We start from the raw sequence: 13,101 nt of genomic DNA on the forward strand, positions 1-13,101 counted from the left end.
TCAGAGCTTGGTGCGGAGGGTGACGCCGATCGTGCGGGGTTCGCCGATCTGCGCGGTGACGACACCGGTGTTCGCGGGCGCCAAAGCAATGAAGTAGTCCTTGTCGAACAGGTTCTTGGCCCAGATCGAAAGGTCCCACAGGCCGTCATCGGTGCGCAAACCGATGCGCCCATTGACCAGCCCGTAGCCGGGCACTTGCGCCCAGGCCGAGTTCGAGGCCGAGGTGTTGTAGTTCGACCGGTAGGCGTAGTCGGCATGGGCGTAGACTGAGACGTCCTTGCCGCCGAGCGTCGCCAGCGCATGGTTGAAGTCTCCGCCCAGCGTCCAGGCCCACTTGGGCACGCCGGGCAGGCGAGCGCCCGAAAGATCCTGGATCGCGCCGTGGTTGAGGTTTTCGATCGCCTGCGGGGCGTTGTCGTAACTGATGTAGCTGGCGTCGGTATACGTGCCCGAGGCATTGAAGGAGAGGAAGTCCGTCGCCGCCACGGTCAGTTCGCCCTCGATACCGCGCGAGCGGACCTTGGGGATGTTGGCGATGTACTGGCGGCTGACCAGCGGGTTGGAGGGATCGAGATCGGTGATCGCGGTCTGGTAATCGCTGATCTCGGTCCAGAACCCGGCGGCGTTCAGCGTGGCGCGGTGGTCAAGGAACTGCGATTTCACGCCGATCTCGAACGCGTCGACCTTTTCAGGCTTCACCGTCGGATCGGTGACGCTGGAGGGAAGCTGGGTCAGGTTGAGCCCGCCCGACTTGTTGCCGCGCGCGTAGCTGCCGTAGACCATCACGTCCGGCGCGACCTTCCAGCTCAGCGAGACGAGGCCCGAGAGGCTGTTGTCGGTAAAGCTGGTGTGGGTGAGCGGGACAGCCTTGTTGAAGCTGGCGCGAATGGCCTGGATCTGGGTCTGGACGGCGGGGGAGAAGCCGGAAATGTCGGCGGCCTGCGCCACCCACTGCTCGAACACACCGTCCTTTTCTTCATGCGTGAAGCGCAGGCCGGTGGTCAGCGTGAGGGAGGGCGTGATGTGCCAGTCGGTCTGGCCGAACGCGGCCAGCGTCTTGGTCTGCGGGTCGGAGTAGGAATTGACCTCGTACCCGCTGAGCGCGGCATTGTTCACCGGGTTAGACGCGCCGAGGAACCAGAGCGGGGCTGCCGAACCATAGCCCGTTGCGCCGTAGCCGCGCACGGTCTGCCAGAAGTAATAGGCGCCGACCACCCAGTCGAAGGTGTCATTGTCCTTCGAGGCAAGGCGCAGTTCCTGGCTGAACTGGCGCTGGCGGTTGGCCTGCTGGGCCTTGACCACGATCGGCAGCGAAGTACCGTCACCGTCGTTCGCCGGGTCCCAGTCCCACCAGCGATAGGCGGTGATGGACGTGAGCGTCGGTCCGCCCAGCTTCCAGTTCACTTCGCCCGAAACGCCGTAACCGGCCATGTTCGACTGGTAATGGCTGTCCGCCTCGCCCACGCGGTCGAAGGGCGCGAAGTCGGGCAGGGTGTAACCCGGGAAGCGCGCGGCGCGCTGGGCGAAGTTGCCGGCGATCGGGGTGCCGTCCGCATAAGTCGTGTGCAGGCCGGCGAAGACGTTGAGGACATAGTCCTGCTTCTGCCTTGCGTAGTCGCCGATGATGCGGACTTCGAGGTTGGGATCGGGCGTGAACAGCAGCTGCCCGCGAATGCTCTTGTTCAGATAGTTCTGGGCGCGGGTGTTGGTGGTCTTGTTCCACAGGAACCCGTCATTCTGGCTGATCGCGCCGGACAGGCGCACGGCCAGCAGGTCCTTGATCAGACCACCCGATGCCGAGGCGCGGACCTGATAGTAGCCATAGTTGCCAAGGCTGGCTTCGGCCGAGAGTTCCGGATCGAACGTGGGCTTGCGCGAGGTGACGTTGATGACGCCTGCGGTCGTGTTCTTGCCGAACAGCGTGCCCTGCGGCCCGCGCAGGATCTCCATGCTCTGGATGTCCACGAGGTCGAACTGCGCAAGGCCGACGCGGCCGTAATAGACGTTGTCGATGTAGAAGCCGACGCCGTTCTCAAGCCCGTCGTTGGTCAGCGAGACGTTGGAGCCAAGGCCGCGAATGTTGATGTTGGTGTTGCGCGGATTGAAGGTGATGACCTGAAGGCTGGGCACCTGCTGCTGGATCGAACCCAGCGTATAGTCGCCCCGGCGTTCGAGCGCGGCGGCGCTGATGACGCTGATCGCCACCGGCACTTCCTGCACGTTTTCATCGCGGCGGCGCGATGCGGTGACGATGATCGTGCTGCCCGTATCGCCGTTTCCATCGGCGGCAGCGGCATCCGGTGCGCTCCCGGCCGGGGTGGCCGCGGCGGCATCGGCCGAAGGGGCCTCGGCAGCATTGGCGGGCACGGCGAAAAGCAGAGCGGCGGCGAGCGCCAGGGGACTGGTGGCGGAAACGGTATTCCTGAAAGACGTGCGGAGCATTGAACGGTATTTCCCTGTTACTGCCGCGTTCGTCAGGCGTGACGACGACCTGCGGGCGGCGAATTCATTCGGTGTGATCGCTGGGGGAGAAGCAGGGCCCGGGAAGCCGTCTCGCCAGGGCGTGCACCAGCATCGCCGGGCACGCCGCAAGGCCTGCCGGTCGATGCCCGATGGGCACGACGGGTCCTTCGCAGCCGCGCGCTCAGCGCGGTGCGGAGGGGGTCTGGAGATCCGGTTTCAGGCCGACAGCTTCAGGCACACGCGCAACGGTTGTCCGGTGCGGCGCGACTGGCCCTTCGCGTATCGGTCTGCGGTATCAGGCGCTGGTCTGGAATTTCGGCATCGTATCACCTCATCGTTTCGTGAGGGGAACACGACGCTTGGCGTTGTCGCCCGAGCATCGCGCGCTTTAGCGGTTGGTATCGCGGAGCAAGCTGCTTCCCATCAAATGCCGCGGACCGAGGCCCCTTTAAATGCAGTCCGGCCCGGTCACCGGTCATCTGCGGGGTAAACTCAACCTATTAAGTTGAGAAAGAGAGGTCAAGCACAAGCTTTCCTTTGTCGGCCAATCGCGCAGCTTGCGCGGCCAAGCGTGAAAAGCGCGGAAAACACCCTCTCAGTGCAGCGAATCTTCCAGATGGCGCAGCTTGTCCGGATTGCGGGTGACGTAGATGGCACGGATCAGTCCATCTTCCACCAAGAGTGCCGTGGTCTGGAGGATGCCGTCCGGTTCGCGAGTCACGAAGCCCGGCAGGCCATTGACGAAGCCGTAGCGGACCAGCGCGGACGGCGCGCGGCGCAGGCGTTCGAGTGCGAGATGCGCGCGGACCACTTCGTCCGCGCCTTCCAGCACGCGGGCAACGGCGGGCCGCTTGCCGCCGCCGTCGGAATGGAAGCGCACGTCCTCGGCCAGCAAGGCGCCCAGATTGGCGAGGCCCTCGCCGCGAGAGGCCTGGAAGAAGGCGTCGGCGATGGCCATGCCGTGCGCTCGGTCGACGGCAAAGCGCGGGCGCTCGCTGCGCACATTGGCCCGCGCGCGGCTGGCAAGCTGGCGGCAGGCAGCGGTATCGCGGCCGATGGCGGCGGCGATATCCTCGAAACTCTCGCCGAATACGTCGTGCAGCAGGAACGCCGCGCGTTCGAGCGGGGAAAGCCGTTCGAGCGCCAGCAGCAGCGGCAGCGTCACGTCCTCTACCGGCTCTTCCTCCACCACGGGTTCGGGAAGCCATGGCCCGGTATAAGTCTCGCGCCGCACGCGGGCGGATTTCAGGTGATCGAGGCACAGCCGGGTGACGACGCGGCGCAGGAAGGCGGCGGGAATGTTCACCGCCGCCCGGTCGGTTTCCGCCCAGCGGATATAGGCTTCCTGCAACACGTCCTCCGCGTCCGCCATGGAGCCGAGCATCCGGTACGCGACGCGCAGCAGGCCGGGCCTGTGCGCGTCGAAAGTGCCGGTGGCATCAAAGGGCGAGGCCGAGGCGGTTTCGGTCACTTCCAGCCCAATTCCGGCGCGTAGAGATTGAAGCCCACCGCCAGCCGGTTCCAGCCGTTGATGACATTGATCATCATGGTCAGCTTCAACTGCTCCTCCTTGTCGAACGCGGCGTCCAGTGCCGCATAGACGGCATCGGGCGCGCGCTTGGTGGCCACTTCGGTCAGATGATCGGTCCAGGCAAGCGCCGCGCGCTCGCGATCGGTATAGCACGGGGCTTCATGCCATGCGGCCAGCAAGTGGATGCGCTGCTCGGTTTCGCCCGCGGCCCGCGCTTCGGCGGTGTGCATGTTGAGGCAATTGGCGCAGCCGTTGATCTGCGAGGCGCGGATCTTGACCAGTTCGAGCAGCGGCTTTTCCAGCCCGCATTCGCCGACCTGCATGGAGAAGGCATACCAGGCTTTGAAGATCGCGGGCGAAACGGAGTAGACATCGGCACGGGGAGTCATGGCGTGATCCTTTTCAGTGTGGATGCCGCCATGACGAGACAGCGCGGGCCGGTGTGACATGGCCCGCGAAATTTTTTCGAAAATAGTCTTTCAGCGCCACTTGCGAATGGGCGGCTCGTCCTGCGCCAGCCTGCGCGCGGTGCGCAGGGTCTGGATGATGAAGAAGACGATCAGCAGCAGTCCGATCGAGCCGACCAGCAGGTCGAACCAGGTAAACAGGCCGAAGAACACCGGCTGCGATCCGGCAAGGATCATCGCCAGGGTCAGGCCGATCAGCAGGATGCGCAGCTCGGTCGGCCCGGCATAGGCGTAGGAAAGCTTCATTTCGCCCAGTACGCGCACCGCCAGGAAGGCGTGGATCGACAGCAGCAGGTATCCCGCCAGCGCGATAAGCGCGACTTCCAGCAGGACATAACCGCTCAGGCCAATGCCGACGACGACCAGCGTCGTCGCCAGACCGTCGCAGCTATGGTCGAGGAAATAGCCGTATCGAGGGCGCTCGATGTGGCGGAACCGGGCGAGGCTGCCGTCCATGGAATCGCCGAACCATTGCACGAAATAGCCGGAGATCGAGAGCCAGAGCCAGCCGTCGCCAAGATTGCTTGCCACGTAGCCGCTGAAGACCATCAGCGCGCCGACCATGCCGATCCCGGTCAGCAGGTCTGGCATGACCCAGTCCGGCATGCGCGCGCAGAGCCAGTTGAGCACCTTGCGTTCGGAGCGGGCCAGCAGGTTCTGCTGGATGCGCTGGATGGCTTTGGTTTCGATTTTCTCGTCTCGACTTGCCATTGCATTCCCCGTTCCAGATCGCCGCCAGTGTCGGTGCGGACGAGGCGCCTCGCCAAAAAACGAGCCGGCGCTTGTCGGATTTCCCCTCTCGGAGCTCCCGTCCTGCCTGCATCTGTGGGCGCTTCTGCCCCTTGCGGCAATCGGCAATCGTTGAAGCGCCCGCTTTCACCCCTTTCGGGGGCCCCGCTCAGGGCCGGACGGGATCGCGGGCCAATATGATAAGTGAGCCGTTCTCGCGGGGGTACTGGTCTACCTCTGCGTAGCCGAGACGCACCGCCAGTCGCAGCGAAGCGTGGTTGGCGGAGGCGATGCTGCAGGCCGTGCGCAGGCCGATGTGCTTGTCGAACCACGCTTGCGCGGCAAGGCCCGCCTCCGTGGCATATCCCCGGCCGTGAAAGCCCGATGCCAGCGTCCACGACATTTCGGCCTCTGCCGCCGCGCGGGTGCCAAGATCGCGCTCGAAGTGGGCATGGCCGATCTTGCCGACATAGCGGCCCGAGGCCTGCTCGATGATCGAGAACAGCCCGAACCTCTTGATGCTCCAGTGGCCGACGTCGCGCAGGAAACGGGTCCATGCCTCCGCCCGCGCGAGCGGCTGGCCGCCGATATGCGCGGTCACGTCCGGATCGCCGAACATCGCGGCGGATTCCTCGAAGTCGGCGGAAAGGGGCGGACGCAGCAGCAGTCGTTCGGTTTCGATCATTGCGTGACGGTAGAGGCGCGATGGGCCGGGCGAAAGGCCCCGCTCATGTCAGTGCCGCGATGACTTCCAGCAGAGCGTCCGCCGCCTTGCTGCGATAGCGCTCCTTGTGGCGCAGGCCGTGGAAGGTTCGCGGTCCGAATTCCACCGGCGCGGCGTGAAGCGTCCCCGCTGCAATGGCGGGCGCGACGACGAGAGAGGATAGCGCGGCAACGCCTGCGCCGGCTTCCACAGCCGTGCGTACGCTCTCGTTCGAGGGCAGGACCAGGGCGACATCGAGCGCGGTGGGATCGACGCCAAGGCGCCGCAAGTGGCTGTCTAGGCTCGACCGCGTGCCCGAACCGGCCTCGCGCCGGATCCAGCGGGCGTTTCGCAGCCAGGCGGCGTCGATCTTCTCTCTTCCGAACGGCACGGACCGGACGAGCACCAGCCGGTCCGCGCCGACCGGCCAGCGGGCCAGGACGGGATCGTCTATCCGGCCCTCGACGATGCCGAGGTCGGCCTCGCCATCGCGGACGCGCGCGGCGGCCTGATCGGTATTGGCAATGGCAAGCTCGACCCGCAGCGCCGGGTGGCGCGCGTGGAATTCGGCCAGGATCGGCGGAAGCCAGTAGGCGGCGATCGTCTGGCTGGCGACAAGGCGCAGGCGGCCGCGGCGAAGCTGGCTCAGTTCCTCCAGCACCACTTCGGCGGCGGCGGCGCGGGCCAGCACGCCGCGTGCCTCGGTCAGGAATTCGCGGCCGGTTTCGGTCAGCACGATGCCCCGGCCGACGCGGTCGAACAGCTTGACCGCATGGCGCTCTTCCAACGCGGCGATGGCGGCCGAGGCCGCCGACTGGGTGACGTTCAGCGCCCGCGCGGCAGCGGTCATATGCTCACGTTCGGCGACGGCCACGAAGATGCGAAGCTGTTCCAGAGTCATGGCGCCAGCCTGCCACAATCGATCTGATAATACGATTGAAATGACAATATCGATGCGTTGGAAGGATTGGTTTTGGAGGCGTAAATGGACCTGCGAAAGGATTTTTCGCTATGGTCTCAAGCGTTTCCCCGCACTTCGGCTTTCCATGGTTTCCCCGGGAAAACCTTGGAGCGCGCTTGCGCCGGGTCTCTCCGGGGATGGTGTTGAGCGCGGCAGTTGCGGCGGGCGCCTATGGGCTTGAGGCCGTCGAGCGCGTCTTGACCGGCAGGGCGTGGCTGGAGGCTTTGGTCCTGGCGATCGTCATGGGCACGGCGCTGCGCAGCCTGTGGACGCCGGGCAAACACTGGGACGATGGAATATCCTTTAGTTCCAAATATATGCTTGAAATTGCGGTGGTCTTGCTGGGCGCTTCGGTGAGCGGGGCAACGCTCCTTGCGACAGGCCCTGCGCTGCTGCTCGGAATTGCCGGAGTGGTAGCGTGCGCCTTGCTGCTTGGCTTCGCGATTGGGCGCATGCTCGGATTGCCGACGCGCATGGCCTTGCTCGTGGCCTGCGGCAACGCGATCTGCGGCAATTCGGCGATTGCCGCCGTCGCCCCGGTGATCGGCGCCGACAGCGACGATGTGGCTGCCTCTATTGCGTTCACGGCCGTACTGGGCGTGGCGGTGGTGCTGGGGCTTCCGCTGCTGGGGCTGGCGCTGGGGCTCGGCGGGCAGCCTTTCGGCGCCTTTGCCGGGCTGACGGTCTATGCGGTGCCGCAAGTGATCGCCGCCGCTGCGCCGCTCGGCCCGGTGGCGGTGCAGACGGGCACGCTCGTCAAGCTGGTGCGCGTGCTCATGCTGGGGCCGGTCTGCCTTGTCCTCTCGCTGATCGCGCCGCGCCTGACGCGGCAATCTGCGTGCGCCCGCCCCGGCATCGGCCATCTGGTGCCATGGTTCATCCTCGGCTTCATCGCGCTTGTCCTGTGCCGCTCGCTGGGGCTCATTCCCGAGGCGGCGTTGCCCGCGCTCAACCGGGCGGCGACGCTGCTTACCGTGGTGTCGATGGCGGCGCTGGGGCTCGGCGTCGACGTGCGGACAGTCGCCGGAGCGGGCGCGCGCGTTACGGCGGCCGTCGTGCTCTCGCTGGCCGGGCTGGGCGCGATCAGTCTGTGCCTGCTGCGCGCCCTGCATCTGGCGTGAACTGCGCGGGAATCTCGATTTCGACGCGCAGGCCGCCAGCGGGCAAGTTTGCAGCACCAATCCGGCCATGGCAGGCGGCCACCGCGCGCGAGGCGATGGCCAGCCCGAGCCCGAGACTGCGGTAATCGGGCCGGGGCATATCCGGCCGGGTGCGGACGAAAGGCTCGAAAATGCTGTCCACCATGTCGGCGGGAACGCCAGGCCCTTCGTCGCTGACGGTCACGCGGTAGCGATGGGGGCGCAGGAGCAGTTCGGCCCGCACCTCGATCCGCGAATCCGGCGGCGAGAAGCGCAGGGCATTGCGCATCACATTGTCGATCGCGCGGCGCAGCAATTCGCCGTTTCCGCGCACCGGCGGTGCCTGGTCCTCGTCGATGCCGACGGCCGCGAAATCGATCCGCACATTCTGCGGCTGGGCCTCGTAACGGGTATCGGCGACCACCTCCGCGACCACGCCGACAAGGTCGAAGTATTCATCGCTGCCCGCCGGTTCGTTCTCGGCCCGGGCAAGCAGGAGCAGTTCGCTGACGAGCCCATCGAGCCGGTCGACCTCGTGCTCCATGCGGTCCATCGAACTGTCGAAGCGGCCGGGTGACTGGCGGGCCAGAGCAATCGCCAGATGCAGCCGCGCGAGCGGGGAACGCAATTCGTGCGAGACATCGTGGAGCAGGCGGTCACGGCTCTCGACAAGTTGCTCCAGCCGCCGCGCCATCGCGTCGAAATCGTGCCCAAGGTCGGCCACTTCGTCGCGCCGGGAGCCGATTGCGGGGGAAACACGGGCTTTCAACTCGCCGCGCGCCAATCGCGCGAAACCGTCGCGCAAGTGATTGATCGGCCGCATCAGGTACCAGGCGAGCAGCGCGCTGAACGCCAGCCCGGCGACGACCCCCATGATCGCCAGCTCGGGCGGAATGTCGAGCCGCCACTTCCGCATGTCGCGGTGGTACCGGAAGCGCAACTGGTACTCGGTGCCGGCGGGATCGCGGACCTTGCGCTCCATGACCGCGTTTTCGACATCGCCCGCGCCCGGCAGCGCCACGACTTGCCCGGGAGCGACGAGTTCAAGCCGCTTGCGCTGGTCTTCCGGCAAGTTGTCGAGCATCGCGACGTAACGTGCCGCGCCGCCCGCCTGGATCGCCTGCGCGCCCGCTTCGAGCACGGCGGGCCCGACCTGGTGGGTCATCAACGGGGCCGGCGGTTCGCGGTCCGTGCGCAACTGGAAGAGCAGCCAGACGGCCTGCGTCATCACCACGAATGTGAACAGGAACGACAGCAGGATCTTCCAGAACAGCCGGCGCCCGCTTCTGGCCTGTAATGACGGTGTCATTGGGTGCGGATCCTGTAGCCGACGCCGCGCACCGTCTCGATTCCGGCCTCGCCTTGCGAGGCGCCTTCGAGCTTGATGCGCAAGTTACTGACGTGGACGTCGACGCTGCGATCATAGCTTTGCCGCGCCCGGCCGAGACCGCGCAGCGACAGATCGTCCTTGGTGGTGACGGCGTTTCCGGCGCGGACGAGTACCAGCAGGATGTTGAATTCGGACGGGGTCAGTTCGACGGGTGCACCGCGCCATGCGGCCTTGCGGGCGGCGATCTGGACGTCGAGCCCGCCGATCGAGAGCGTCTGTGCGGCTTGCGGCGGGCGCCCGTCGCGCGGCTGGTGACGCCGTATATTGGCGCGCAGCCGTGCCACCAGTTCGCGGGGGTAGCAGGGCTTGGCGATATAGTCGTCCGCACCCAGTTCAAGGCCGATCACCTTGTCCACCTCGTCCCCGCGCGCGGAGAGCATGATGACCGGCACGTCGTTGGCGGCCCGCAACTGGCGCAGCAGTTCGATGCCGCCCAATCGGGGGAGCATGATATCCAGGATCACGGCGTCGTGTTCGCCGGACAGCGCGCGCCGGATGCCCTGATGGCCATCGGTGGCGACTTCGACCCTGAACCCCTCGCTCTCCAGATATTCGCCCAGCATGGCGCCCAGTTCGAGATCGTCGTCGATCAGCAAAATGCGTTTGGAATCCACGTCCACGCGCTCCTGATGACGCAGGCTGCCGCGATTGTCAGCCGTTTGCAGTGATCCTTGCGAAAACTTTACGTTTCCCTTGCGAACTCTTTACCCACAAATCCGCCGCTGCGCGCCATATCGCATTACTCGGACAAATACGAAGTCCAGTTAATCGAAATGGGGCATGGTACGGGCCAGCCCCCTGAGGGAGGGTTGATCCATGGCATTCAAGCCACTTGCATTCTGCACGGCTTCCGTACTCGCGCTCGGCATAGCCGGTGCTGCCCAGGCACAGGATGCGCAGAACGCTACGCCGCAGGATAGCGGCACTGTTGCGGCAGATTCGAGCGCCGATTCCGCAGCCAACGCCAACGATATCGTTGTCACCGGTGTGCGCGCCTCGATCGTCGGCGCACTCAATGTGCGCAAGAACTCGGTGCAGATCGTTGACTCGGTAGTGGCCGAGGACGTCGGTAAATTGCCGGACAATAACGTGGTCGAGGCGCTTCAGCGCGTCACCGGCATCCAGATCACCGACCGCGCTGGCGGCGAAGCCGGCACCGTTACCATCCGCGGCCTTCCCGACGCGGCAACGACGATGAATGGTCGCAATATCTTTACCTCGACCGGCCAGTCGTTCTCGCTTCAGGACATCTCGGCCAACCTCGTCAAGCAGGTCGATGTCTACAAGACCCGTTCGGCCGACCAGCTCGAAACCGGCCTTGCCGGGCAGATCGACGTCAAGACCCGCCGCCCGTTCGATTTCGACGGCTTCGCGGTCTCCGGCCTTGTGCGCGGGACCTACAACGAGGTGTCGGACAGCTTCAATCCGAACATGGCGCTGCTGATTTCCGACCGCTGGCACACCGGGATCGGCGACATCGGCATCCTCGTCAACGGCAGCTACAGCAAGACCAAGTACCGTAACGAGAGCGTGACTGCGGGCGCATTGGTGCCGTTCGCGACCGAGAACCCGCCAGAGGGCTCCGGGCTTGCGCCGCTTGAGCGCATGTTCTCGGGATGGACGCCGGGCCTTAGCGCGGGCCTGCCCACCACGCCCGGCTCGACGATCAACTACAACGGCGTCGATGTACCCTATTACCTCTCGCGCGACGCGGTCTTCTCGACCGACCAGTACGGCGAACGCAAACGCCCCTCGTTCAACGTCGCGCTGCAATGGGCCCCGAACAGCAGCTCGGTCTACACCGCCGAGATGTTCTACACCGGCTATCGCAGCAGCCTCTACAGCGACATGATGTTCAGCTACGTTGACTGGTGGGGCAATCCCGGTGCGTTCCAGACCTATGACGGCACCAACATCATTAAGTCGCGCACCGTGGATGATGTCTACGGCTTCAACAGCGGCGATTACACGAAGTCCAGCACCGACAGCTACGTCTACGCCCTGAACGGCCAGTGGGACGTAGGCGACGGCCGGGGCAAGATCACCGCCGATCTCGCCTATCAGGACAGCACCTACAACACCTCGTTCATCGCCATGCGCACTGACCGCACGGCGGACCAGATCACCGCCGACTTCAACGCGGGTGGCGGCATCCCGTCGTACCACTTCAGCGACGATACGCTGCTGACTCAGCCCTCGACCTGGAACGTCGCGCAGCTTTACGACAACGCCGAACGGGACAAGGGCAGTGCGATCACGGGCACGCTGGATGCCTACTACGGCTGGGACGAAGGCTTCCTGCGCCGCATCAAGGCGGGCCTGCGTTATGACGACCGCAAGGCGTCGAGCTATTCGCGCACCGCGGATGCCGACAGCCTCGGCGTGAACATGACCACGCTGCCCGAGGCGGCGTACTTCACCAATTCCGGCTTCATGAGCGGCGAGGCTGATGTGCCGCGCAGCTGGGTGGCGGCCGACGGCCGCTGGGTCTCCCAGAATGCCGATTACGTGCGCAGCCTCTACGGCTTGCCCACGTCGGACTCGCTGAGCCTCAACAAGACTTTCGACATCGATGAGATCACCATGACCGCCTATGTCATGGCCGATGGGCAGGCGACGATCTTCGGGCGCCCGCTCGATATCGAAGGCGGCGTGCGCTACGTCAATGTCGCGACCGATTACGACTTCTTCGACCGCTACAACGACTATGCGCTGAGCCGCGCGAATTCGGGCTCGGCGAAGTTCCTGCCCAGTTTCACCGCGCGCTATGCCATTACCGACAAACTGCGCGCGCGCTTCAACTACGGCGAGACGCTGCGCCGTCCGAACTTCACGGACGTCAATCCGACTTATTCGCTCACCGGAGATCTCACCAACGTCGGCTACGGCAGCGGCTCGGCGGGCAACCCGAACCTCAAGCCTACCCATTCGAAGAACTTCGACGTGGCGCTGGAATGGTATTTCGACCGCGACAGCGCGATCACCGTCACCGCCTTCCGCCGCGAGATCGACGGGCTGGTGGTCAGCCTGCCGGCAATGACCTACATTCCGAACAACGGCATCGTTGCCGGTGCGACGGACAATTTCGTCATCACCAAGCCGGTGAACGCATCGGACGGCGTGCTGAAGGGCGTGGAAGTCGGCCTTACCTACTTCCCGCATTATCTGCCCGGCCTGCTCAACGGCCTTGGCTTCCAGGGCAGCCTGACAGTGCTCGATTCCAGCCAGACCATCCCGGTCACGGACTCGACGGGCACCGTCACCGGCTACACCAAGTCGGCCTTCTTCGACGTCTCGAAGCTGTCCTACAACGCCACGCTGGCCTACGATCGCGGACCGTTCAACGCGCGCCTCTCCTACGTCTGGCGCAAGGGCTTCCTGCATAACAACGAGGCCAGCCTGTTCGCGAACCCGATCGGCATCTGGTACAAGTCCGAGGACAGCCTGGACATGCAGCTGACCTGGAACTTCACGCAGGACATCGGCCTGACCTTCGACGCCACCAACCTCACCAAGTCGAAACAGCAGAGCTACTACAAGTTCGGCGATGCCGGTGGGGCGACCACCGACAACCTCGGCACCACGCTGCTGGCGCGGACTTTCGCCATCGGCGCACGCTTCACGTTCAAATGATCCTTGCCGCGCGGCCTGCGACGGACCTTTGGGGCGCATCCTCCCCAAGGTTCCGCGCGGGCCGCCGGTGGCGATCGTTTCGGAG

General features: G+C 65.2%; 10 protein-coding genes. 2 read left to right on the forward strand and 8 right to left on the reverse strand.

Annotated elements, in window-relative coordinates; all coding sequences use genetic code 11:
- The 6 genes from AC1VVK_RS18835 to AC1VVK_RS18860 form a co-directional block, all read right to left on the reverse strand.
- Positions 1–2,442 carry a TonB-dependent receptor gene (locus tag AC1VVK_RS18835; RefSeq protein ID WP_482906309.1) on the reverse strand — a complete coding sequence of 814 codons (2,442 nt, stop codon included), beginning with the start codon at positions 2,440–2,442 and terminating at the stop codon, positions 1–3.
- 616 nt (positions 2,443–3,058) lie between these two features.
- Positions 3,059–3,940 carry a sigma-70 family RNA polymerase sigma factor gene (locus tag AC1VVK_RS18840; protein ID WP_482906739.1) on the reverse strand — a complete coding sequence of 294 codons (882 nt, stop codon included), beginning with the start codon at positions 3,938–3,940 and terminating at the stop codon, positions 3,059–3,061.
- Complete coding sequence (locus AC1VVK_RS18845; protein WP_132391410.1) at positions 3,931–4,383, reverse strand: carboxymuconolactone decarboxylase family protein; 453 nt, start codon at positions 4,381–4,383, stop codon at positions 3,931–3,933. Before AC1VVK_RS18845 ends, AC1VVK_RS18840 begins: the two co-directional genes overlap by 10 nt.
- Before the next feature lie 90 nt (positions 4,384–4,473).
- The gene (locus AC1VVK_RS18850) at positions 4,474–5,172 is read right to left on the reverse strand and encodes a CDP-alcohol phosphatidyltransferase family protein (protein ID WP_482906310.1); all 699 of its coding nucleotides are present in this window, start codon (positions 5,170–5,172) and stop codon (positions 4,474–4,476) included.
- Positions 5,173–5,359: 187 nt separating this feature from the next.
- Positions 5,360–5,875 (reverse strand): GNAT family N-acetyltransferase, encoded by a 516-nt coding sequence (locus AC1VVK_RS18855; protein ID WP_482906311.1) that lies wholly within the window; start codon positions 5,873–5,875, stop codon positions 5,360–5,362.
- A gap of 43 nt (positions 5,876–5,918) precedes the next feature.
- Complete coding sequence (locus tag AC1VVK_RS18860; protein WP_482906312.1) at positions 5,919–6,794, reverse strand: LysR substrate-binding domain-containing protein; 876 nt, start codon at positions 6,792–6,794, stop codon at positions 5,919–5,921.
- A 197-nt stretch (positions 6,795–6,991) separates the two neighbouring features.
- Between AC1VVK_RS18860 and AC1VVK_RS18865 the strand changes: the two genes are divergently transcribed.
- On the forward strand, positions 6,992–7,975 hold the full coding sequence (locus AC1VVK_RS18865) for a YeiH family protein (protein ID WP_482906740.1): 984 nt from the start codon (positions 6,992–6,994) through the stop codon (positions 7,973–7,975).
- Here the strand turns inward: AC1VVK_RS18865 and AC1VVK_RS18870 are convergent.
- Together AC1VVK_RS18870 and AC1VVK_RS18875 are read right to left on the reverse strand one after the other, a co-directional pair.
- Positions 7,938–9,302, reverse strand: coding sequence for a HAMP domain-containing sensor histidine kinase (locus AC1VVK_RS18870; RefSeq protein ID WP_482906313.1), 1,365 nt, complete (start codon positions 9,300–9,302; stop codon positions 7,938–7,940). The genes AC1VVK_RS18865 and AC1VVK_RS18870 overlap by 38 nt on opposite strands.
- Positions 9,299–9,997 (reverse strand): response regulator transcription factor, encoded by a 699-nt coding sequence (locus AC1VVK_RS18875; protein ID WP_482906314.1) that lies wholly within the window; start codon positions 9,995–9,997, stop codon positions 9,299–9,301. The genes AC1VVK_RS18870 and AC1VVK_RS18875 overlap by 4 nt, the downstream gene beginning before the upstream one ends.
- A 202-nt stretch (positions 9,998–10,199) precedes the next feature.
- Between AC1VVK_RS18875 and AC1VVK_RS18880 the strand changes: the two genes are divergently transcribed.
- Positions 10,200–13,016: a TonB-dependent receptor gene (locus tag AC1VVK_RS18880; RefSeq protein WP_482906315.1), complete on the forward strand. Its 2,817-nt coding sequence runs from the start codon at positions 10,200–10,202 to the stop codon at positions 13,014–13,016.
- Positions 13,017–13,101 lie beyond the last annotated feature (85 nt).

It is taken from the genome of Novosphingobium sp. BL-S-32 (assembly GCF_056857055.1).

What these genes read in the sequence shown, in the direction of transcription:
- AC1VVK_RS18855 (WP_482906311.1), bottom strand. Translation starts at nt 5,875, where the DNA reads ATGATCGAAACCGAACGACTGCTGCTGCGTCCGCCCCTTTCCGCCGAC.
- AC1VVK_RS18870 (WP_482906313.1), bottom strand. Translation starts at nt 9,302, where the DNA reads ATGACACCGTCATTACAGGCCAGAAGCGGGCGCCGGCTGTTCTGGAAG.
- AC1VVK_RS18850 (WP_482906310.1), bottom strand. Translation starts at nt 5,172, where the DNA reads ATGGCAAGTCGAGACGAGAAAATCGAAACCAAAGCCATCCAGCGCATC.
- AC1VVK_RS18865 (WP_482906740.1), top strand. Translation starts at nt 6,992, where the DNA reads ATGGTGTTGAGCGCGGCAGTTGCGGCGGGCGCCTATGGGCTTGAGGCC.
- AC1VVK_RS18845 (WP_132391410.1), bottom strand. Translation starts at nt 4,383, where the DNA reads ATGACTCCCCGTGCCGATGTCTACTCCGTTTCGCCCGCGATCTTCAAA.
- AC1VVK_RS18835 (WP_482906309.1), bottom strand. Translation starts at nt 2,442, where the DNA reads ATGCTCCGCACGTCTTTCAGGAATACCGTTTCCGCCACCAGTCCCCTG.
- AC1VVK_RS18860 (WP_482906312.1), bottom strand. Translation starts at nt 6,794, where the DNA reads ATGACTCTGGAACAGCTTCGCATCTTCGTGGCCGTCGCCGAACGTGAG.
- AC1VVK_RS18880 (WP_482906315.1), top strand. Translation starts at nt 10,200, where the DNA reads ATGGCATTCAAGCCACTTGCATTCTGCACGGCTTCCGTACTCGCGCTC.